Genomic DNA, 20,833 nt, shown 5'->3' with positions numbered 1-20,833 from the left:
CGTGTCGCCACGACCTGCCACCCCGCTACTGAGAACACCTCAGTGCGCCGCGGCGTCCCAGCTGCGGCCGGACCCGACCGACACCTCCAGCGGCACCGACAGGTCCGCCGCGGCCGCCATCTCCCGACGAACGAGTGCCTCCAGGGCCTCGCGCTCACCCTCGGCGACCTCGAGGACCAGCTCGTCGTGCACCTGCAGCAGCATCCGGCTGCGCAGCCCCTCGGCCTGCAACGCCCGGTACACCCCGAGCATCGCGACCTTGATGATGTCCGCGGCGCTGCCCTGGATCGGGGCGTTGAGCGCCATCCGCTCGGCCATCTCCCGGCGCTGACGGTTGTCGCTGGTGAGGTCGGGCAGGTAGCGCCGCCGCCCGAGGATGGTGGCGGTGTAGCCGTCCTTGCGGGCCTGGTCGACGACTCCCGCGAGGTAGTCGCGCACTCCGCCGAACCCGGCGAAGTAGTCGTCCATCAGCCCCTTCGCCTCCTCGGTGGAGATCCGCAGCTGCCCGGACAGGCCGTAGGCCGACAGCCCGTAGGCCAGGCCGTAGTTCATCGCCTTGATCTTGGCGCGCTGCTCGGGCGTCACCTCGGTGGCCGCGACGCCGAAGACCCGGGCGGCGGTCTCGGCGTGGAAGTCGTGCTGTGAGCGGAAGGCCTCGATCAGCGCGGCGTCCTCGGACAGGTGCGCCATGATCCGCATCTCGATCTGGCTGTAGTCCGCGGTGAGCAGCTCGGCGTACGGCGTGCCGTCCGGCGCGGACCCGACCACGAAGGCGTCCCGGATCCGGCGCCCGGCGGCGGTGCGGATCGGCACGTTCTGCAGGTTCGGGTCGGTGGAGGACAGCCGGCCGGTCGCGGCGATCGTCTGCGAGTACGTGGTGTGGATCCGGCCGTCCTCGGCGACGGACTTCATCAGCCCGTCGACGGTCACCTTCAGCCGGGTCGCGTCGCGGTGCTGCAGCAGGAACTGCAGGAACGGGTGCTCGGTCTGCGCGTAGAGGCTCGCCAGCGCGTCCGCGTCGGTGGTGTAACCGGTCTTGGTGCGCTTGGTCTTGGGCATCTCCAGCTCGTCGAACAGCACGACCTGCAGCTGCTTGGGCGAGCCGAGGTTGATCTCCTTGCCGATCACCTCGTAGGCCTGCCGCGCGGCCTCCCGGACCTGGGTGCCGAAGTCGGACTCCAGGTCGGACAGGGTCTCGCCGTCGACGGCGATCCCGGCGGCCTCGCAGTCGGCCAGTACGAACGCCAGCGGCAGCTCGAGGTCGGCCAGCAGCTCGCTGCCGCCCCGCTCGGCGAGGTCGGCGTCGAGGGCGTCGGCGAGCTCGGCGATCGCCGAGGCCGCGAGCATCTCCTGCTCGGCGGCCCGGGCGTCGGCCTCCTCCTCGCCGCCCAGCAGCGACAGCTGACCGTCGGCGGGCTCCTCGGTGCGCAGCTCGCGACGCAGGTAGCGCAGCGCGAGGTCGGCCAGGTCGAAGGTCCGCTGCCCCGGCTTGGCCAGGTACGCGGCGAGCGCGGTGTCGCTGGTCAGCCCGCCCAGGGTCCAGCCCCGCGCACGCAGCGCGTGCAGCACCGGCTTCACGTCGTGCGCGGCCTTGGGCACGGACGGGTCGGCGAGCCAGTCGCCCAGCGCCGCCTCGTCGTCCGGGGTGAGGCCGGTCAGCGCGAGGTAGCCGGCGGCCGGGACGCCCGCGGTTGCGCCGGCGGCCCGCTGCTCGACCGTCGGCTCACCCGCGGCGAGCGCGATCCCGTCGAGGTCGCGCCCGGCGATCGGGCCGGTGACCCCGGCGAAGCTCACCGCGACGCGACGGCCGTCGCGGGCGTGGGTGTCCAGCCAGGCCCGCACCGCGCCGGGGGCGACGACCTCGCCGGCGACCTCGAAGACGGACTCGGCCTCGGGCTCGGCGGAGGACAGCGTGGAGAACAGCCGCTCGCGCAGCACCCGGAACTCCAGCTCGTCGAACAGGCGGTGCACCGCGTCCCGGTCCCAGGGGCGCAGCTCGAGCTCCTCGGGGTCGGCGCCGAGGTCGACGTCGCGCACCAGCTCGGTGAGCTGGCGGTTGAGCAGCACGTTCGCCAGGTTGGCCCGCAGGTTGTCCCCGGCCTTGCCCTTCACCTCGTCGACCCGGTCGGTCAGCTCCGCGAGCGAACCGAACTCCCGGACCCACTTGGCCGCGGTCTTCTCCCCCACCCCGGGGATGGAGGGCAGGTTGTCCGAGGGGTCGCCGCGCAGCGCCGCGAAGTCCGGGTACTGGGTCGGGGTGAGCCCGTAGCGCTTGTCGACCTCGGCCGGGTCGATCCGGCCGAGGTCGGACACGCCGCGCTTGGGGTACAGGACGGTGACGTCGTCGGTGACCAGCTGGAACGCGTCACGGTCCCCGGTGGTGATGAGCACCTGGAAGCCGCGCGCCTCGGCCCGGGTGGCGAGGGTGGCGATGAGGTCGTCGGCCTCGTACCCGTCGACGGCGAAGACCGGGATGTTCAGCGCGCCCAGGACCTCCTTGATGAGGTCGATCTGGCCGCGGAAGTCGTCCGGCGTCGACGAGCGGTTCGCCTTGTACTCGGCGTAGCGCTCGGAGCGGAAGGTCGTGCGGGACACGTCGAAGGCCACCGCGAGGTGGGTCGGCTCCTCGTCGCGCAGCAGGTTGATCAGCATCGAGGTGAAGCCGTAGACCGCGTTCGTGGTCTGCCCGGTTCCGGTGCGGAAGTTCTCCGCGGGCAGCGCGAAGAACGCCCGGTAGGCCAGGGAGTGGCCGTCGAGCAGCAACAGGCGCGGCTTCGCCGGTGCCTTCTTCTTCGCCGAGGCCGACTTCTGGGTGCCCTGCGTCGCTGTGCTCATCGGCGGCGAGTCTAGAACCGACCCCCGACAGTGAACGCGGCCGCGGGTCGGCTCCCGGACGGGCCGGCCCCGGAGACGACGGTGCGGCCGCCCCACGAGGGGGACGACCGCACCGGGACGGGACGCGCCGCTCAGCCGACCTCGGCCATGACCTCGTCGGAGACGTCGAAGTTGGCGTAGACGTTCTGGACCTCGTCGGAGTCCTCGAGCGCCTCGATCAGCTTGAAGACCTTCTTCGCGCCCTCGGCGTCCAGCTCGACCTGCATCGACGGGACGAAGACCGCCTCGGCGGAGTCGTAGTCGATCCCGCTGCGCTGGAGCGCGGTGCGCACCGCGACGACGTCGGTCGGCTCCGAGACGACCTCCCAGCTGTCGCCGAGGTCGTTCACCTCCTCGGCGCCGGCGTCGAGGACGGCCATCAGCACGTCGTCCTCGGACAGGTCGGCCTTCGGCAGCACCACGACGCCCTTGCGGTTGAACAGGTACGCCACCGACCCCGGGTCGGCCATGGTGCCGCCGTTGCGGGTCATCGCGGTCCGGACCTCGGTCGCCGCCCGGTTCCGGTTGTCGGACAAGCACTCGACCAGCACGGCGACCCCGTTCGGGCCGTAGCCCTCGTAGGTGATCGTCTGGTAGTCGGCGCCACCGGCGTCGGCACCCGAACCACGCTTGACCGCACGGTCGATGTTGTCGTTCGGGACCGAGCTCTTCTTCGCCTTCTGGATGGCGTCGTAGAGCGTCGGGTTGCTGTCGGGGTCACCGCCGCCGGTCCGGGCCGCGACCTCGATGTTCTTGATCAGCTTGGCGAACATCTTGCCGCGGCGGGCGTCGATCACGGCCTTCTTGTGCTTGGTCGTCGCCCACTTGGAGTGACCGCTCATCGGCTCGTCTGCCCACCTCTCGTGCTCGCACCACGCACACGACGCGCGGTGAGGGGCAGGTCCGACGCCCCGCAGCGCGAGCTGCGGTCGGGCCGACCTGCGGGAACCCGTCAATGCTACCGACGACGCGGCTCCGCGCCGGGTCGGGCCCGAGCAGACCCCGCCCCACGAGGACACATGCATGAACCGCTATGGTTCGCCACCACGTCCCGTCGGGAACCCGGCGAGGACTACTCTGACAACCGTTGTCGGCACCTGCACCGGGCGCCGGTCGCGAGAGGAGCGCACGTGTTCGGAGCAGTGGCAGGCAAGGCCGTGGGGCTCGTCGTGAGCGGGCTGGCCGGCGCGGTCGCCTACGACGGCGTCAAGAAGGTCGCACGCTCCGGCGCCGTCCGCGAGGCCGCCGTCTCGGTGACCACCTGGGGCCTCAAGGGCGCCCGCGCCGCGGAGACCGGCGCCGAGAAGGCCCGCCTGGCGACCGCCGACATCGTCTCCGAGGCCCGCGGCCGCATCGGCGAGGAGGCCCCCGCGCCGGGCAACGGGCACGGGCACGGCCACGAGCACTGATCCCGGTCCTCCGGGCACGACGAGCGAGACGAGCGAGACCGTGAGCAGCGACACCGCCGGCCCGGAGGCCACCGTCCTCAGTGACGCCGCGGGCCGCGTCCGCTTCGCCGTCCCCGCGCTGCGCGGGCGGACGGCGCTGGCCGTGGCCGTCGAGGACGAGCTGGACCACGTCGGCGGGGTGCGCCAGGTGCACGCCTACCCGCGCACCGGCAACGTCGTGGTCTGGTACCGCCCCGGCTGCCACCGTGTCGAACTCGTCGAGGCCATCGGCAAGGGCCTGGGCGCCGAGCCGGAGGCCACCGCGGCGCGCACACCGCGCTCGGCCGACCAGCACAACGGCGAGCTGGCCCGCCTGGTCGTCGGTGGCGTCGCGCTCGCCGCACTGGGATTCCGCCGCTACGCGCTCCGCCGCCCGCCGCTGCTGGGCCCCGCCAGCCGCACCGTCGCCACCGGCGTCACGATCTTCACCGGCTACCCGTTCCTGCGCGGGGCGCTGCGCGCGCTCGCCGGCGGGAAGGGCGCGGGCACCGACGCGCTGGTGTCCGCGGCGACCGTCGCGAGCCTGGTGCTGCGCGAGAACGTCGTCGCGCTGACCGTGCTGTGGCTGCTCAACATCGGCGAGTACCTCCAGGACCTGACGCTGCGCCGCTCCCGGCGCGCCATCTCCGAGCTGCTCACCGGTGCCACCACCCGCACCTGGACCCGGACGCTCGCCCCCGACGGCAGCACCGTCGAGGTCGAGGTCGACATCGCGGACCTGTCCGTGGGCGACGAGGTCGTGGTGCACGAGCGGATCGTGCTGCCCGTCGACGGCGAGGTCGTCGAGGGCGAGGGCGTCGCCGACCAGGCCGCGATCACCGGCGAGCAGCTGCCGGTCTCGGTCGCCCCCGGCGACACCCTGCACGCCGGGTCGGTGCTGCTGCGCGGGCGGATCGTGGTCCGGGCGACGGCCGTCGGCCAGGACACCGCGATCGGCCGGATCATCGACCGGGTCGAGCAGGCCCAGGGCGACCGGGCCCCGATCCAGACCGTCGGCGAGAACTTCTCCCGCCGGTTCGTGCCGGCGTCGTTCCTGCTCTCGGCACTGACCCTGATCGCCACCCGCGACGTGCGGCGCGCGATGACGATGCTGCTCATCGCCTGCCCGTGCGCGGTCGGCCTGTCCACCCCGACCGCGATCTCCGCGGCGATCGGCAACGGCGCCCGGCGCGGCATCCTCATCAAGGGCGGCGCGCACCTCGAGGCGGCCGGGCGGGTCGACGCGGTCGTGTTCGACAAGACCGGCACCCTGACCCAGGGCCGCCCGATCGTCACCAACGTCATCTCCTTCCACGACGACTGGTCGCCCGAGCAGGTCCTCGCCCACGCCGCGTCGTCGGAGATCCACTCCCGGCACCCCCTGGCCCAGGCGGTCATCCGCTCCACCGAGGAGCGGCGGATCGAGATCCCGCCGCACGAGGAGTGCGAGGTCCTGCTCGGCCAGGGCATGCGGGTCCAGGCCGACGGCCGGGTGCTGCTCATCGGGTCGCGCGACCTGCTCCGCGCGCAGGGCGTCACGGTGCCGCGCAAGGCCGCGGACTGGGTGCGACGGCTGCAGAAGGCCTCGGAGACCCCGCTGCTGCTGGCCGTCGACGGCACCCTGGTCGGTCTGGTCTCGCTGCGCGACACCGTGCGTGCCGAGGCCCGCGACGTGCTGGAGCGGCTGCGCGCCGACGGCGTCACCCGGATCGTCATGCTCACCGGCGACCACCCGCAGACCGCGAAGGCCGTCGCCGAGGAGCTCGGCATCACCGAGTACCGGTCCGAGGTCATGCCCGAGCAGAAGCAGGACGTCGTGCGGGCGCTGCAGGAGCAGGGCCACACCGTCGCGATGATCGGCGACGGCACGAACGACGCCCCGGCACTGGCGCTGGCCGACATCGGGATCGCGATGGGCGTGGCCGGGACCGACGTCGCGGTGGAGACCGCCGACGTGGCCCTCGCCGCGGACGACCTCGGCGCGCTGCTGGACCTGCGTGACCTGGGACGCCGGTCGATCACCCTGATCCGGCAGAACTACGGCATGTCGATCGCGGTGAACGCGGCGGGGCTGCTGGTCTCCGCGGGCGGCGCGATGTCACCGGTGGTCGCAGCGATCCTGCACAACGCCTCCAGCGTCGCGGTCGTCGCGAACAGCTCCCGACTGATCCGCTACCGGCTCCCGGCCGCCGCACCGGCCACGGTCGTCGACGGCGAGGTCGTGCGGGCGGACGCCCGGTAGAAGGTCTGCGCAGCGGGGTGGAACAGCAGCACGACGGCGGCGAGCAGCTCCGCCACGTGCAGCGCGCGCAGCGCGGCGGCGGCCAGCTCGGGGCCGGTCGCGGTCGTCAGGAACAGCCCGACCGATCCCCCGCCCGCCAGCGCCCGCAGCGGCCCCACCACCAGTGACGCCGTGCCGAGGACCCCCAGGACACCGACGACGGTCCAGCGGTGCACGTCGTGCCCGGAGAGCAGCTGCACGACCAGCACGCCCAGCACCAGGTAGATCCCGCCGCGCGCGAGGATCTCCACGACCGAGGGTGGCACCGGGCCCGCCAGCCGGACCAGGGTCTCGGCGAACCCGGCCAGGATCGCGCCGAGCCACAGCGCCACGCTCAGCCCCACCGCGGACGGCAGGGCCGGGCGCGACCCGGTGGGCACGACGGTGCTGGTCATGACCCCATGCTCCCCGCGGCGGGCCGATCGGCCCACACGGCGCTCCCCCGGGTGCACCTGGGGCAACCCCCACCCCGGGGGCCCGGTGACGGAACCGAGTTGCCCCTCGCCCATCAATTCGTACTACCGTACAGATTGTGGACGGACGACACACCCGCAGCGCACGGACCCGCGCCGCGCTGCTCGACGCCGCCATCGAGATCATCTGCACCGACGGCGTCGCCGCGGTGACCCAGCGCGCCGTGGCCGCCAAGGCCGGGACGTCCCTCGCCTCGACGACCTACCACTTCCGCACCGCCGACGACCTGCTCGTCGCCGCGTTCGAGGCGACCAGCTCCCGGACCATCGCCGACATGCGCCGGACCGCGCGCGAGGCCGTCGAACGCGGGGCCGGGATCGTCGACGCGGCCATGGCCGTCGTGGCCCGCGCCCCCTACGGCGACCGACTGCCACCGGACGGGGTCGTCCAGCTGACCCTCAGCGCGATCCACAACCCGCGGCTGCGCCCGATGGCCGAGGCGTTCGTCGAGGAGCTGGCCGCGCTGTTCGCCCCGCTGACCGCGTCCCGCGACACCGCACGCACCCTCGCCCGCTCGCTGTCCGGGCTGATCCTGCACGAGATGGCGCGGGGCGCCGACGCACCCACCGCGACCATGCGCGCCGACGTCACACGGCTCTTCGCCGCGTTCGGCGTTCCCGACCACCCGACGCCCGGTCGGCCACCGGCCGACCCGCCACACCACGAGGACCAGGAGCCACGATGACCGTCACCGCCGCATGGCCGACCGCCCGGTCGAGCCGGACCGCCGTACTCGCCCAGTTCGGCGAGACCCGCGCCGACCTGATGCAGTGGGCCCTGACCACCGGCGATCCGCTCGCCGACGCCGTCGTCGACGAGATGCACGCGCTCGGGACGGCGACGGCGCGACCGCTGCTCAACCGCGGGATCGAGCACGGCCTCGACGCACTCGACGACCCGCCGCCCGCCCTCGCCGCGCTGCTGCGGCAGACCGAGACCCCGCCCGACTACGTCGACGACGAGCTGCTCGACGAGTTCCCTCGCCCCTGGTTCAGCTCGCCCACCCCGGTCCACATCCTCTCGCTCAGCGCGGGCGCCCTCGTCCGCGTGTACGAGTCACCGTCGATCGCGAAGGTCCTGTCCACCACCGGCCGCCTCGTCGACCGCGCCGACAAGCGGCTCTCCGAGACCGGGGCCTGGCTGACCCAGGCGATGCTGCCCGGCAACCTGCGCCGCGGGCGGCCCGGCTACGTCGCGACCCTGAACGTCCGCATGCTGCACGCCCACATGCGCAGGCTCGCACTCGACCGCGGGTACGACAGCACCGCCGACGGCGTCCCCATCAACCAGGTGGACCTCGGGCGGACCTGGATGGACTTCACCCTGACCTCCTTCGTCGCGGAGGAACGGTTCGGGTTCGACCTCACCGGACGCGAGCTCGACGGCCTCTACCGCTACTGGTGGTACATCGGACACCTGCTCGGGATCGATGCCCGGCTCGTCGAGGGGATCACCAGCCACGACGCGGCCCGCCGGATCGACGACGTCCTGCAGACCGTCACCGGGCCCGTGTCCGACGACTCCGCGCGTCTCGCCGCCGCGACCCTCGACTCGATCTCGGTGCTGCTCCGGGGCCTGCTCGGAGTCCCGCCGCGGCTGTCCCGGCCCGCACTCGACGCGATCACCCGCCGCATCCACGGCCCGGCGATGAGCCAGGACCTGCAGATCCGGCACGCTCCGGTCGCCGACGCCCTGCTGACCCCCGCCGTCGCCGGGTTCCGCCGTGCCCGGACCGTGCGCCGACGCTCCCCCGAGCGGTGGCACGCGGGCATCGACTCCACCGTGGCCGCGGAACGCCGGCGGACCGCCGAACCCGGCGAGCCCACCGCCTACCAGCGCGGCGCCACCGGCTCGACCGACTGACCCGCCGCGGCGCCACCCGGTGGTGGCCGCGCCGAACCACCCCGTGGCGGCCCGCACCGCATCAACCGGTGGCGGCCCGCACCGCATCAACCGGTGGCGGCCCGCACCGCATCAACCGGTGGCGGCCCGCACCATGTCGACGAACAGTGCGTGCACCCGCCGGTCCCCGGTCAGCTCCGGGTGGAACGAGGTGGCGAGCACCGGGCCCTGCCGCACCGCGACCGCGCGGCCCGAGGCCTCACCGGCATCGGCACCGGTGCTGGTGACGGCGGGGACGGTGGCGAGCACCTCGACCTCGCCGCCGGTCTTCTCCACCCACGGGGCCCGGATGAACACCGCGTGCACCGGATCACCGGTGAGCCCGGTGAACTCCAGGTCGGTCTCGAAGGAGTCGACCTGCCGGCCGAACGCGTTGCGCCGCACGACGACGTCGAGCCCGCCGAGCTGGTGCTGATCGGGCCGCCCGTCCAGGATCTCCTCGGCCAGCAGGATCATGCCGGCGCACGAGCCGTAGGCGGGCAGTCCCTCACGCAGCCGGGCACGCAGCGGCTCCAGCAGCTCGAAGGTGTCGAGCAGCTTCGACATGGTCGTCGACTCACCGCCGGGCAGGACGATGCCGTCCACCGCGGCCAGCTCGGACGCACGGCGGACCGGCACGGCCTCGGCACCCGCCCCGGTCAGCGCCGCCACGTGCTCGCGGACGTTGCCCTGCAGGGCCAGCACACCGATCCTCACCGCCATGCCGACCAGCGTAGACCCGCCCGACCTGCGGCAACCGCCCGTCCGGGGGTGAGCCGCGGCACCGTACGGCGACCTCCCCGTCGAACGCGGCCCGGCGTCCGCGCCGGTGCCCGCGCCGACCGGGGTGGTCGCCCGCCGCAGGGCCGGGTCAGCCCGCCTCGACCTCGCCGCGCTTGGCCTGCTTCGTGGCGGCGTTGCGGAGCGCCTCGGCGACGGCCGGGGCCACGCTCTGGTCGAACACGCTCGGCACGATGAACGACGGGTTCGGCTCGGCGACGACGTCGGCGATCGCCGCGGAGGCCGCGAGCATCATCTCGTCGGTGATGTCGTGGGCCTGCGCGTCGAGCAGGCCGCGGAACACGCCGGGGAAGGCGAGCACGTTGTTGATCTGGTTCGGGTAGTCCGACCGCCCGGTCGCGACGACGGCGGCGTGGCGCATCGCCAGCGTCGGGTCGACCTCGGGGTCCGGGTTGGCCAGCGCGAACACGATCGCGTCGTCGTTCATCGACCGCAGCTCGGTCTCGCCGAACAGGTTCGGCGCGCTGACCCCGATGAAGACGTCGGCCCCGACGAGCGCGTCGGCCAGCGTGCCCTGCTTGCCGTCCTTGTTGGTCTGCGCGGCGATCGAGGCGAGGTTGTCGTCCATCCCCTCGCGTCCGGTGTGGACGATGCCGTCCACGTCGACGGCGACGACGTCGGCGGTCTCCTCCGACCCGAGCAGCCGGATGATCGCCGAGCCGGCCGCACCGACCCCGCAGACGACCACGCGGACGTCGGAGAACTTCTTGCCGACCACGCGCAGCGCGTTGCGCAGCGCGCCGAGGACGACGACGGCGGTGCCGTGCTGGTCGTCGTGGAAGACCGGGATGTCGAGCAGCTCGCGCAGCCGGCGCTCGATCTCGAAGCAGCGCGGCGCCGCGATGTCCTCCAGGTTGATGCCGCCGTAGCCCGGCGCGATCAGCTGGACGGTGCGGATGATCTCCTCGGTGTCCTGGGTGTCGAGGCAGACCGGCCACGCGTCGACGTTGGCGAACTGCTTGAACAGCGCCGCCTTGCCCTCCATGACCGGCATCGCCGCGGCGGCGCCGATGTTGCCCAGGCCGAGCACCGCGGACCCGTCGGTGACGACGGCGACGGTGTTGCGCTTGATCGTCAGACGGCGGGCGTCGGACGGGTTCTCCGCGATCGCCATCGACACCCGCGCGACGCCCGGGGTGTAGGCGCGCGACAGGTCGTCACGGGTGCGGAGGTTCACCTTGGAGCGGACCTCGATCTTGCCGCCGAGGTGGAGCAGGAAGGTCCGGTCCGAGACCTTGCGGACCGAGAAGCCCTCGAGCTGCTCGATGGCGGCCTTGATCTCCTCGACGTGCTCGGTGTTGCGGGCGTTGACCGAGATGTCGACGACGAGACTCTCGGTGCGCGCCTCGACGACGTCGAAGGCGGTGACGACGCCGCCGACCTGGCCGACGGCGGCGGTGAGGTCACCGGCCGAGGTCGGGTTGGCGGGGGCGTCGACGCGTGCGGTGATGGCGTAACCGGGACCGGGAATGGACACGGCCCCGAACAGTACCGCCAGGCGTGTGGTTACCGGGGCGTCAACGATGTGACGACGCACGTCACCGGTCGTCGGGCTCCTCCGCGGGGATCCGCGGCAGCGGCCCGGTGGGCGCGTCGGCGACGGCCATCTTCGCCGCCGAGTCGGTCGGGGCACCGGCCCCGAGCGCCGCGAGTGCCGCCTCGTTGCCGACGTCGGCACCGGCCCGTTCGGACAGCAGCCAGCGCACCTCCAGCAGGTCGCAGTAGGCCTGCACCGGATCCCCGGCACCGCCGAGCGCGGCGTGCGCGCGGGCCGAGCCGGGCTCGAGACAGTGGTCGATCCAGCTGCGTGCGGCCGCGCGGTCCGAGACCGGCTGACCGGTGCGCCGCTGCATCCAGTCGCGGTGCGCGTTGAGGTCGCCGAGCAGGATCCGGGCCTGGCCCTCCCCCACCTCGACGCCGGTCAGCCTGCGCAGCGTCGCGGAGTGGTAGTTCCGGTCACCGACGGCGATGTGCAGCCGGGACCGGCCGTCGCCGACCGGCAGCAGGGAGACCTCGTCCACGGCGAAGCCCAGGTCGTTGAGCTCACGGATGGCACCCTCGACGCGGTAGCGGTCGCCGAAGGCGAAGACCGGCGAGGCGTGCAGGGCGTCCCACAGCTCCCGGTAGCGCTCGGGCAGCGCGGTGGCCTCGTCGATCAGCTGCGGGATCATCTCCGGCGGCCGCTCCAGCGAGGTCGCCAGGTCGATCATCCCGGCGGCGACGTTCTCGACCAGGATCGTCACGTCGTGCTCGCGCTGACCGTCGGACAGGCCGTCCGGGTGCACCTCGCTGGTCTCGGCGTCGACGAGGAAGGCCTGCAGGGTCTGCCCGTCGCGGGTGAGCAGGGTGTTGTTCAGCGAGCAGTCGCCCCAGAACACGCCGTGCCGGTGCAGCTCGACCAGCAGCGAGATCATCGCGTCGAACAGCCGGGCGCGGTGCCGCGGCCGGTTCGGGGGGAGCCGCAGGAACAGCCTGCGGTACTGCCAGGACCCGCTCAGGTACCGGGTCACCAGGATCGCGGTCTCGTGCGCCGGCTGGTTCACCAGCCCGGCCGGGCGGACCGCGGGCAGACACTGGTGCCCGAGCCGGCGCAGCACGTCGTACTCGCGACGGGCGATCCGCTCGGGCATGTCCTTGAGCGCCCACAGTGCACCGTCGGCCTCGACGAACCGGACGAGGTGCCGGCTGGGACCGACCTCCATGTCGCGCAAAGGGACCCGCGTCTCGTCCCAGTCCTCCAGCGGCTCGTTCCACGGCAGGGCGATCAGCTCGGGGCCGGGTGCCCGCAGCACGAGCTCCGGTGAGGCATCCATTCAGGACACTCCCCGGGCGCCGCGGGCCGGTGGGGCGGTGGAGCCGCGGATGACCAGCCGGGTCGGCAGGGTGGCGAGCGGGTCGACCGGGTCGCCGGCCAGCGTCGCCAGCGCCATCCGGGCCGCGACGGCGCCCTGCTCGGCCGCCGGCTGGGCCACGGTGGACAGATCGGTCAGCGCGGCCAGGGGATGGTCGTCGATGCCGATGACCGACACGTCGCCGGGCACCGCGAGCCCGGCCCGACGCAGCGTCCCGACGGCACCGAGGGCGACCTCGTCGGTGTGGGCGTAGACCGCCGTCGGGGGGTCGGACAGCCCGAGCAGCTCGCCCATCGCGCGCGCCCCGCCCTCCGGGCTCCACGGCACGCGGACCGTCAGCGCGGGGTCGTACCCGACGCCGGCGTCGGCGAGCGCGGCCCGGTAGGCGGCGGCCCGCCCCGCGGGCTGGCCCGGGTCCAGCTCCGGGTCGGTGGTGACGATCATCCCGATCATCCCGATCCTCCGGTGTCCGAGGTGGAGCAGGTGGTCGACGGCCTGGCGGCCGGCGACGCGCTCGTCGATCGACACCGACGGATGGTGCCCGATCCGGGTCCCCGCCGACACGATCCCGACACCGATCCGCTCCAGCCGGGCACGCTCGGCGTCGTCGACGCCGAACCCGAGCAGCACGACGGCGTCGGCGCGGCGCCGGGCGGGCAGCTCGGCGAAGAACGCGCGCCGGGCCGCGGCGTCGCCGAGGTGGTACAGCAGCAGGTCGCGCCCGGCCTCGCGCAGCACCTCGGACAGCCCCTCCAGCGCGGCCCCGAACCACCACCGGGACAGGTGCGGGACGACGACGGCGATCCGCCCCGTGGTGCCCCGCGCGAGCCCGGCGGCGTCCGGGCTGACCACGTACTCCAGGGCGCGCGCGGCCTCCCACACCCGGGCACGGGTGGCCGCGGCGACGTGGGGGTGATCGCTGAGCGCACGTGACGCGGTGGCCGGTGAGACCTTGGCCAGCCGGGCCACGTCCGCCAGGTTGACCGGCTCGGGCACGACACATGTATGCCGAAAGCTGGAAGCGATTGCAAGAGCGGATGTTATCCGTCCGCGCTGGACCAGCGCCTGTTGATCAGTAAGGATCGTCGCCTACCAGCGCGGGCGCTGTGAGCCTTGACACTCCCGAGTGAAGGGCTCACAGTCTCGGCTGGAAACGCTTCCAGCGACGCCGACGTGCGTCGGGACAGCAGCGGTATCGAACACGGGAGTTCGGAGTTGACCATGCGTCGCACACGGTGGAGGAGGACGCTGGCCGCCGGTGCGGCCGCCGTCGCCCTCGCCCTGCTGGCGGGCTGCGGAGGCGCACCCGCGGGCCCGCCGGTCCTCAACTGGTACATCAACCCCGACGACGGCGGGCAGGCCGAGATCGCCCAGCGTTGTTCGGCGGCGTCGAACGGCGAGTACTCGATCGCGGTGTCGGTGCTGCCGCGCCAGTCCGCGGAGCAGCGCCAACAGCTGATCCGCCGGCTCGCGGCGAACGACAGCTCGATCGACATCATGTCCATCGACCCGCCCTACATCCCCGAGTTCGCCGAGGCGAAGTTCCTCGCCCCTGTTCCCGAGGACGTCGCCCGGCGGACCACAGCGGGGATCGTGAACTCCGCGAAGGAGGGCGCGAGCTGGAACGGCAGGCTGGTCACGGTGCCGTTCTGGGCCAACACCCAGCTGCTCTGGTACCGCAAGTCCCAGGTCGACGGCACCGGGCTGGACATGTCGAAGCCGGTCACGTGGGACCAGGTCGTGGCGGCCGCACGGTCGAAGAACTCGATCATCGCCGCGCAGGGCATCCGGGCCGAGTCGCTGACCGTCTGGCTGAACGCGCTGGTGGAGGGCGGCGGCGGCCAGATCATCACCAACGCCTCGCCGCAGGACCCGGAGGGTGTGCAGCTCGGGCTGGACTCCCCCGCCGCGACGAAGGCCGCGGAGATCATGAAGGCCGTCTCCGCCGTCGGCGGTCCCGGGTTCTCGACCAACTCCGAGGACGAGAACTCCAACGCCTTCCAGGCCGGTGAGGCGATGTTCCAGGTGAACTGGCCGTTCGTCTGGGGCAAGGTCAACAGCGCGGTCGAGGCGGGTACCGTCCTGCAGTCCACACCGGACGACTTCGGCGCGGCGCTCTACCCGCAGACCGAGGCCGGCAGGCCCTCGTCGCCGCCCTACGGCGGCATCAACCTCGGCGTCGGCGCGTTCAGCAACCACGTCGACCTGGCCTACAAGGCCACCGAGTGCATCGTCTCGACCGAGAACCAGAAGCAGTACTTCCTCACCAACGGCAACCCGGCCGCCCGGATCTCGGTGTTCACCGACCCGGACGTGGTGGAGAAGTTCCCGATGGCCCCGGTGATCGCCCAGTCGCTGCAGCAGGCCAAGCCGCGCCCGCAGACCCCGTACTACAGCGAGGTCTCCGAGTCGATCCAGCGCACCTACCACCCGACCGCGGGCATCGACCCGCCGACCGTCGGTCCCGCGACCGCCGCGCTGATCAAGGCGGTCCTGGCCAAGGAGGAGCTCCTGTGACGACGACGGAGTCGACGACGGCGCGCCCCGCCGCGGGGGCGGCGCCCGCCCCGCGCGGTGGCAGCGACCGGGCCCGTGCCGAGCAGAAGCTCGGCTGGTACCTGGCCGGGCCGGCGTTCGCCGTGATGTTGCTGGTGACGGCCTACCCGATCGTCCAGGCCGTCTACTACTCGCTGTTCGACTACCGGCTGACCGACCCGGAGAACATCTCGTTCGTCGGCCTGAAGAACTACGCGGTCATCCTCACCGACTCGATCTGGTGGACCTCGTTCGGCGTCACGGTGTTCATCACCGTGGTCACCGTCGCGGTCGAGCTGGTGCTGGGCTTCCTGCTGGCGCTGGTGATGATGAACGCGCTCAAGGCGATCCGGCCGGTCCTGCGCGCGGCGATCCTGATCCCGTACGCCGTCATCACGGTCGTGTCGGCGTTCTCCTGGCAGTACGCGTTCTCCCTGGACTCGGGCTTCGTCAACTCCTGGTTCGACTGGCTGCCCGGGGTCTCGGCGGACACCGACTGGTTCGGCTCGACCGGCTCGTCGCTGTTCGTGATCTGCCTGGCCGAGATCTGGAAGACCACCCCGTTCATCTCGCTGCTGCTGCTCGCGGGTCTGGCCCAGGTGCCCGACGTGCTGCAGGAGGCCGCCCGCGTCGACGGCGCGACCTGGTGGCAGCGGATGTGGAAGGTGACGCTGCCGAACATGAAGGCGGCGATCATGGTCGCCCTGCTGTTCCGGACCCTGGACGCCTTCCGCGTGTTCGACTCGGTGTTCGTCATGACGGCGGGGGCGAACAACACCGAGACGGTGTCGTTCCTGGCCTACCGCCAGACCATCGCCCGGGTCGAGATCGGGCTCGGCTCCGCGGTGTCGGTCCTGCTGTTCCTGTCCGTCGTGATCATCTGCGTCGGCTTCATCAAGGGGTTCAAGGTCGACCTGTCCCAGGCCCGAGGGGAGAAGTGATGTCCACCCGCGAGCGAGTCCTCTGGATCGTGGCCGGCATCGCGATCGTCGTCTACGCCCTGTTCCCGGTGGGCTGGATCGTGTTGCTGTCGCTGAAGTCGAGCGAAGACATCGCCAACAAGCAGTTCCTGCCGACGTCGGTGTCGTGGAGCAACTACGAACAGATCCTCGTCGGCGACGCGGCCGAGCTGTTCCTGCCCGCGCTGCGCAACTCCTTCGGCATCTGCATCATCGCGACGTTCCTGGCGTGCGTGCTGTCGATGTTCGCCGCCTACGCGATCGCCCGGCTCGATTTCCGGGGCAAGAAGCTGATCCTGTCCACCGCGCTGGCGGTGGCGATCTTCCCGGTCATCTCGATCGTGACGCCGCTGTTCAACCTGTGGCGCCAGATCGGGCTCTACGACACCTGGCCCGGCCTGATCATCCCCTACCTGTCGCTGACCCTGCCGCTGTCGATCTGGACCATGTCGGCGTTCTTCCGCGAGATCCCGTGGGAGATGGAGCAGGCCGCCCAGGTCGACGGCGCCACCACCTGGCAGGCGTTCCGCAAGGTGATCGTCCCGCTGGCGACGCCCGGGGTGTTCACCACCGCGATCCTGGCGTTCTTCATCGCCTGGAACGACTTCGCCTACGGCATCTCGCTGACCTCGACCGGCGCGTCCCGCCCGGTCCCGGCCGCGCTGGGCCTGTTCTCCGGAGCGTCGCAGTTCGAGTCGCCCAACGGCCCGATCGCCGCCGCCGCGGTGATCGTGACCATCCCCGTCGTCGTGCTCGTCCTGATCTTCCAGCGGCGCATCGTCGCCGGTCTGACCAACGGCGCCGTCAAGGGCTGACACGCCCTGCCGCTCCGCAACACGGAAAGGAACCGACCGGCCATGGCGTCGATCGAGATGAAGAACATCGTCAAGAAGTACGGGGACGGCTTCCCGGCCGTGAACGACGTGAGCATGGACATCGCCGACGGCGAGTTCATGATCCTCGTCGGCCCGTCCGGCTGCGGGAAGTCGACGCTGCTGCGGATGATCGTCGGCCTGGAGGACATCACCTCCGGCGACATGATCATCGCCGGCAACCGGGTCAACGACAAGGCCCCGCGGGACCGCAACCTGTCGATGGTGTTCCAGAACTACGCGCTCTACCCGCACCTGTCGGTCTTCGAGAACATCGCGTTCCCGCTGCGCCTGGCCAAGGCACCCGAGGACGAGGTCAGGCAGAAGGTCGACGCCGCGGCGAAGGTCCTGGAGCTGCAGGAGCACCTGCAGCGCAAGCCCGCGAACCTGTCCGGAGGTCAGCGCCAGCGGGTCGCGATGGGCCGCGCCATCGTCCGTGACGCCGACGCGTTCCTGTTCGACGAGCCGCTGTCCAACCTGGACGCGAAGCTGCGCGGGCAGATGCGCACCGAGATCGCCCGGCTGCAGCGCCGCCTCGGCATCACCACGGTCTACGTCACCCACGACCAGACCGAGGCGATGACCCTCGGCGACCGCGTCTGCGTGCTGCGCAAGGGCGTCATCCAGCAGGTCGCCTCGCCCCGCGAGCTCTACGAGCAGCCGGTCAACCTGTTCGTCGCCGGGTTCATCGGGTCGCCGCCGATGAACTTCCTGCCCGCGACGCTCTCCGGGAGCACGCTGGAGACGCCGTTCGGTCCGATCGAGCTCGACACCGCGCGCGCCGAGAAGATCGCCGGTCGCGACCTGGTACTGGTGGGGATCCGCCCGGAGTACTTCGAGGACGCCTCCCTGGTCGACGAGGCGAAGAAGCACGTCGGGTCCACCTTCACCGCGAAGGTCGACGTGACCGAGTGGCTGGGCGACTCGCAGTACGCCTACATCCCCTACGAGGCCCCGGCCGAGGTGGAGACCAAGCTGAAGGAGCTGTCGCGCGAGCTCGATGCCGACCAGCTGCGTACCCAGGCGATCGTGTCGATCGACTCGACCAGCCGGATCCGGGAGGGCCGCGACGCCGAGTTCTGGCTGGACGCGCGGAAGATCCACGTGTTCGACCCGGAGTCGGGCGAGAACCTCACCCGCGACCCCGACGCCGGCGCCGAGCTGACCCGGATCGCGGCCGAGGACCGCGCCGAGCAGGTGGCGCAGGCCCGCGGCCAGGGCTGACGCGCCGCGTGGTGCCGCACCCGTGCGGGTGCGGCACCGCGGGCGGCGCTGTCCACGCGTCCCTGCGCCCGCCTCGCGCATCCCGGCAGCCGCCTCCCGGGCGCAGCAGCACCCCACACGTCGGAGCTGCGGGGGCGTGGGAGTCAGAGGGCGCGGACCTCGCGCCGGTAGCGGGTCTCGGCGACCCCGGCCAGGGTCCGGGCCATCACCGCGAACACGAAACGCTGCGAGGGGTAGGCCGCCAGCCACCCCAGCCGCCCGGCCATCCCGCGCGGGGCGAACCGCAGGGTCTGGGTGTAGCGGCTGGTCAGCCGGTCGGTCGGGGTGACGGCGAGCTCCAGCCGGGCGTCGCCGGGCAGCCGGTCGGCGGCCCGCAGCACCAGCCGGTGCCCCGGCTCGACCGCCTCGACGATCCAGCGGTCCAGGGGCTCCCCCGGGACGAGCCGGGCCGGGCCGTCGCCCTGCCGCCGCGGGACCACGCCGGGCCCGCCGGCCAGGACGTCGAGGTGGCCGGTCAGCGTCGCGACCCCCGGGACGGTGTACCAGCCGTGCGGGCCGCCGAGCGTCTCGATCACCGACCAGACGGCGTGGGCGGGGGCGGCCACGTCGCGGGTGTCGGTCGTCGACCACTCCAGCGGGCCGGTGCCGGGCGGGTCGGACGGCCCCGGTCCGGCCGCGCCGACGCCGTCGAGGGCACGGCGGACCGCGGTGCGGTACGGGGTCCGTCCGCCGGGCGGGGTGCCGATGAGCGCGTCGAGGGCCGCGAGGTCGTCGGGGTCGGCCACCAGCTCGTGGCGCATCGACTCGACCAGAGGCTCGGCCAGGCCCCGGCCGACCGGGGTGAGCGCGGCGACGGCGCGGGCAGTGAGCCGCGGCGCGGACAGCGGGACGGGCACTGGGAACGGCCGCAGCAGCCCGGCCTCGGCGGCGAACTCGCTCATCAGGGAGCGGTAGGTGTGCACGTCGGGGCCGCCGACGTCGAACGCCCGGTCCACCTCGGCGGGCAGGTCGAGGCAGCCGACGATGTCGTACAGCACGTCGTCGACGGCGATCGGCTGGATCCGGTTCCACGCCCGGTCGGGCAGCGGCAGGAGCAGGGGACCGCCCATCGCCGTCTCGGTGAGGTGGCGGATCATCTCGAAGCTGGCCGAGCCGGTCCCGACGACGATCCCGGCACGCAGCACCGCGGTCGGCACCGGACCGGCGAGCAGGATGTCACCGACCTCCCGGCGCGAGGACAGGTGCTGCGACACCCGCCGGGTGCCGGCCGCGGGCTGCAGCCCGCCCAGGTAGACGATGCGACGCACACCGGCCGCGGCGGCCCCGTCGGCCAGCGCGTGCGCGGCGGCGCGGTCGCGTGCGGCGTAGCCGGGGCCGTCCATCGCGTGCACCAGGTGGACGACGGCGTCGACGCCCTCGCAGGCCCGGCGCACGTCGGCCGCGTCCTGGGCGTCGCCGCGGGCGACGTCGACCCGGTCGCCCCACGGGTGCGCGGCGAGCTTGGCCGGGGTGCGGGCGAGCACCCGCACGTCGTGGCCGGCGTCGAGCAGGCATGGGACGAGCCGGGACCCGACGTAGCCGGTGGCACCGAGGACGAGCACGAGCATGGGGTGATCCTCGCGGTCCCCGGCGCGGGGCGCGCGCCGGGGTGACGACCGGCTCAGCCGATCCCGGCCAGGCGCAGCCCGGCCGTCGTCGCCGCGGCGAGGACGACGACCAGCACGAACGGCATCCGCAGCAGCAGCGCACCCGCGGCCACGGCCACCCCGGCCGGGCGGGCCCAGCCGGCGAACCCGGCCCCCTCGAACCATGTTCCGGTGGCGACGAGCGCGACGAGCAGCCCGGCCGCCCCCAGCTCGACGAGGCGGACGGTGCGCGGTGACAGGGCGACCCGGTCGTGCAGGACGAGCGGCAGCAGCCGCATGAGGTAGGTCCCGCCGGCGAGGACGAGCAGGGCGGCGACGGTCACGACTGCTCCTCCGTCCGTCCGGCGGCGGTGACGCCGAGCAGGCCGGCCAGCACGGGCAGCCCCGCCGGAAGGAACGGTGCACAGGCCAGCGAGACCGCTGCCGCGGCGGCACCGACCCGGCGGGCGTCGACCCGGCGCAGCATCGGGACGAGCATCGCCAGCATCGCGGCGGGGAAGGCCGCGTCCAGGCCGAACGCGCCCGGGTCCGGCACGCTCGCGCCGAGCACGAGACCGGCCGCGGTGCCGAGCTGCCAGCACAGGTACTTCACGACGCCGAGGATCCGGAACGCACGCCACCCCCTCCCGGGGACGTCGGTGCGGGCCAGCACGAACGCTGTCGACTCGTCGGTGACGACGTGGGCCGCGGGCAGCCGCGCCCAGCCCCCACCCAGGTGGCGGGCCAGCGCCAGGCCGAACGGCAGGTGCCGCAGGTTGAGCACCAGCCCCGCGGCGACGGCGGCCCACATGCCTCCGCCGGCGGCGAGCACCCCGGTGACGAGGAGCTGGGCGCCGCCCGCGAACACCAGCAGCGACATCGCCATCGTCATGGCCGGGGACAGCCCGGCGGCCGGCGCGAGCGCGCCGAAGGACACCCCGACGACGGCGACGGCCACCGAGATGGTGAGCGCATCGCGGACGTCCCCGCGGGTCGTTCGCTGTATCGAACGCATGCCCGATACAGTG

18 protein-coding genes are annotated in these 20,833 nt (G+C 72.9%); 8 read left to right on the top strand and 10 right to left on the bottom strand.

Annotation, left to right across the window (positions count from 1 at the left end; translation table 11 throughout):
* Positions 1–39: 39 nt before the first annotated feature.
* Together polA and Ae331Ps2_RS22095 are read right to left on the bottom strand one after the other, a co-directional pair.
* A complete protein-coding gene (gene polA / locus Ae331Ps2_RS22100; RefSeq protein WP_083695858.1) occupies positions 40–2,835 on the bottom strand; it encodes a DNA polymerase I in 2,796 nt (931 codons plus the stop codon).
* A gap of 131 nt (positions 2,836–2,966) precedes the next feature.
* Positions 2,967–3,716, bottom strand: a complete 750-nt coding sequence (locus Ae331Ps2_RS22095) for a YebC/PmpR family DNA-binding transcriptional regulator (protein WP_075306718.1) — start codon at positions 3,714–3,716, stop codon at positions 2,967–2,969.
* 288 nt (positions 3,717–4,004) lie between these two features.
* Between Ae331Ps2_RS22095 and Ae331Ps2_RS22090 the strand changes: the two genes are divergently transcribed.
* Both Ae331Ps2_RS22090 and Ae331Ps2_RS22085 read left to right on the top strand, forming a co-directional pair.
* Complete coding sequence (locus tag Ae331Ps2_RS22090; protein WP_226362629.1) at positions 4,005–4,283, top strand: DUF1490 family protein; 279 nt, start codon at positions 4,005–4,007, stop codon at positions 4,281–4,283.
* A 40-nt stretch (positions 4,284–4,323) separates the two neighbouring features.
* The gene (locus Ae331Ps2_RS22085; RefSeq protein ID WP_139318738.1) at positions 4,324–6,543 is read left to right on the top strand and encodes a cation-translocating P-type ATPase; all 2,220 of its coding nucleotides are present in this window, start codon (positions 4,324–4,326) and stop codon (positions 6,541–6,543) included.
* On the opposite strand, the gene Ae331Ps2_RS31430 is transcribed toward Ae331Ps2_RS22085, so the two are convergent.
* Positions 6,474–6,977, bottom strand: coding sequence for a hypothetical protein (locus Ae331Ps2_RS31430; RefSeq protein WP_139318739.1), 504 nt, complete (start codon positions 6,975–6,977; stop codon positions 6,474–6,476). The genes Ae331Ps2_RS22085 and Ae331Ps2_RS31430 overlap by 70 nt on opposite strands.
* A 137-nt stretch (positions 6,978–7,114) precedes the next feature.
* On the opposite strand from Ae331Ps2_RS31430, the gene Ae331Ps2_RS22080 reads away from it, so the two are divergent.
* Both Ae331Ps2_RS22080 and Ae331Ps2_RS22075 read left to right on the top strand, forming a co-directional pair.
* Positions 7,115–7,741 carry a TetR/AcrR family transcriptional regulator gene (locus Ae331Ps2_RS22080; RefSeq protein ID WP_075306719.1) on the top strand — a complete coding sequence of 209 codons (627 nt, stop codon included), beginning with the start codon at positions 7,115–7,117 and terminating at the stop codon, positions 7,739–7,741.
* Positions 7,738–8,919 carry an oxygenase MpaB family protein gene (locus Ae331Ps2_RS22075; RefSeq protein WP_020621854.1) on the top strand — a complete coding sequence of 394 codons (1,182 nt, stop codon included), beginning with the start codon at positions 7,738–7,740 and terminating at the stop codon, positions 8,917–8,919. The genes Ae331Ps2_RS22080 and Ae331Ps2_RS22075 overlap by 4 nt, the downstream gene beginning before the upstream one ends.
* A 111-nt stretch (positions 8,920–9,030) precedes the next feature.
* Here the strand turns inward: Ae331Ps2_RS22075 and pdxT are convergent, their stop codons facing one another.
* The 4 genes from pdxT to Ae331Ps2_RS22055 form a co-directional block, all read right to left on the bottom strand.
* Positions 9,031–9,660 carry a pyridoxal 5'-phosphate synthase glutaminase subunit PdxT gene (gene pdxT, locus Ae331Ps2_RS22070; protein WP_020621855.1) on the bottom strand — a complete coding sequence of 210 codons (630 nt, stop codon included), beginning with the start codon at positions 9,658–9,660 and terminating at the stop codon, positions 9,031–9,033.
* Positions 9,661–9,808: 148 nt separating this feature from the next.
* Positions 9,809–11,215: an NAD-dependent malic enzyme gene (locus Ae331Ps2_RS22065; RefSeq protein ID WP_020621856.1), complete on the bottom strand. Its 1,407-nt coding sequence runs from the start codon at positions 11,213–11,215 to the stop codon at positions 9,809–9,811.
* A gap of 61 nt (positions 11,216–11,276) precedes the next feature.
* Complete coding sequence (locus Ae331Ps2_RS22060) at positions 11,277–12,551, bottom strand: DUF4032 domain-containing protein (protein WP_075306720.1); 1,275 nt, start codon at positions 12,549–12,551, stop codon at positions 11,277–11,279.
* Positions 12,552–13,586: a LacI family DNA-binding transcriptional regulator gene (locus Ae331Ps2_RS22055; protein WP_139318741.1), complete on the bottom strand. Its 1,035-nt coding sequence runs from the start codon at positions 13,584–13,586 to the stop codon at positions 12,552–12,554. It abuts the gene before it with no gap.
* A 225-nt stretch (positions 13,587–13,811) separates the two neighbouring features.
* Between Ae331Ps2_RS22055 and Ae331Ps2_RS22050 the strand changes: the two genes are divergently transcribed.
* From Ae331Ps2_RS22050 to Ae331Ps2_RS22035, 4 genes are read left to right on the top strand one after another with little or no spacing between them, the layout of a single operon-like run.
* A complete protein-coding gene (locus tag Ae331Ps2_RS22050; RefSeq protein WP_075306722.1) occupies positions 13,812–15,107 on the top strand; it encodes an extracellular solute-binding protein in 1,296 nt (431 codons plus the stop codon).
* On the top strand, positions 15,104–16,066 hold the full coding sequence (locus Ae331Ps2_RS22045; protein WP_075306723.1) for a carbohydrate ABC transporter permease: 963 nt from the start codon (positions 15,104–15,106) through the stop codon (positions 16,064–16,066). The genes Ae331Ps2_RS22050 and Ae331Ps2_RS22045 overlap by 4 nt, the downstream gene beginning before the upstream one ends.
* Positions 16,066–16,899, top strand: coding sequence for a carbohydrate ABC transporter permease (locus Ae331Ps2_RS22040; protein WP_075311884.1), 834 nt, complete (start codon positions 16,066–16,068; stop codon positions 16,897–16,899). The genes Ae331Ps2_RS22045 and Ae331Ps2_RS22040 overlap by 1 nt, the downstream gene beginning before the upstream one ends.
* A gap of 42 nt (positions 16,900–16,941) precedes the next feature.
* Entirely contained in the window at positions 16,942–18,180 is a 1,239-nt protein-coding gene (locus Ae331Ps2_RS22035; protein ID WP_075306724.1) for an ABC transporter ATP-binding protein, read from the top strand.
* Between the two features lie 143 nt (positions 18,181–18,323).
* Here Ae331Ps2_RS22035 and Ae331Ps2_RS22030 read toward each other — a convergent pair whose 3' ends face one another.
* From Ae331Ps2_RS22030 to Ae331Ps2_RS22020, 3 genes are read right to left on the bottom strand one after another with little or no spacing between them, the layout of a single operon-like run.
* A complete protein-coding gene (locus Ae331Ps2_RS22030; RefSeq protein WP_075306725.1) occupies positions 18,324–19,787 on the bottom strand; it encodes a DUF2867 domain-containing protein in 1,464 nt (487 codons plus the stop codon).
* Between the two features lie 53 nt (positions 19,788–19,840).
* Complete coding sequence (locus Ae331Ps2_RS22025) at positions 19,841–20,149, bottom strand: AzlD domain-containing protein (protein WP_075306726.1); 309 nt, start codon at positions 20,147–20,149, stop codon at positions 19,841–19,843.
* Positions 20,146–20,820 carry an AzlC family ABC transporter permease gene (locus Ae331Ps2_RS22020; RefSeq protein WP_075306727.1) on the bottom strand — a complete coding sequence of 225 codons (675 nt, stop codon included), beginning with the start codon at positions 20,818–20,820 and terminating at the stop codon, positions 20,146–20,148. The genes Ae331Ps2_RS22025 and Ae331Ps2_RS22020 overlap by 4 nt, the downstream gene beginning before the upstream one ends.
* Between the last annotated feature and the right edge of the window lie 13 nt (positions 20,821–20,833).

It is taken from the genome of Pseudonocardia sp. Ae331_Ps2 (genome assembly GCF_001932405.1).
In the GTDB taxonomy this organism is placed as follows: domain Bacteria; phylum Actinomycetota; class Actinomycetes; order Mycobacteriales; family Pseudonocardiaceae; genus Pseudonocardia.
This window is presented reverse-complemented; position numbering and strand designations above follow the sequence as displayed.

Coding starts and splice junctions, on each gene's coding strand:
- Ae331Ps2_RS31430 (WP_139318739.1), bottom strand. CDS start 6,977: ATGACCAGCACCGTCGTGCCCACCGGGTCGCGCCCGGCCCTGCCGTCC.
- Ae331Ps2_RS22095 (WP_075306718.1), bottom strand. CDS start 3,716: ATGAGCGGTCACTCCAAGTGGGCGACGACCAAGCACAAGAAGGCCGTG.
- Ae331Ps2_RS22050 (WP_075306722.1), top strand. CDS start 13,812: ATGCGTCGCACACGGTGGAGGAGGACGCTGGCCGCCGGTGCGGCCGCC.
- polA (WP_083695858.1), bottom strand. CDS start 2,835: ATGAGCACAGCGACGCAGGGCACCCAGAAGTCGGCCTCGGCGAAGAAG.
- Ae331Ps2_RS22030 (WP_075306725.1), bottom strand. CDS start 19,787: ATGCTCGTGCTCGTCCTCGGTGCCACCGGCTACGTCGGGTCCCGGCTC.
- pdxT (WP_020621855.1), bottom strand. CDS start 9,660: ATGGCGGTGAGGATCGGTGTGCTGGCCCTGCAGGGCAACGTCCGCGAG.
- Ae331Ps2_RS22040 (WP_075311884.1), top strand. CDS start 16,066: ATGTCCACCCGCGAGCGAGTCCTCTGGATCGTGGCCGGCATCGCGATC.
- Ae331Ps2_RS22060 (WP_075306720.1), bottom strand. CDS start 12,551: ATGGATGCCTCACCGGAGCTCGTGCTGCGGGCACCCGGCCCCGAGCTG.
- Ae331Ps2_RS22035 (WP_075306724.1), top strand. CDS start 16,942: ATGGCGTCGATCGAGATGAAGAACATCGTCAAGAAGTACGGGGACGGC.
- Ae331Ps2_RS22075 (WP_020621854.1), top strand. CDS start 7,738: ATGACCGTCACCGCCGCATGGCCGACCGCCCGGTCGAGCCGGACCGCC.
- Ae331Ps2_RS22020 (WP_075306727.1), bottom strand. CDS start 20,820: ATGCGTTCGATACAGCGAACGACCCGCGGGGACGTCCGCGATGCGCTC.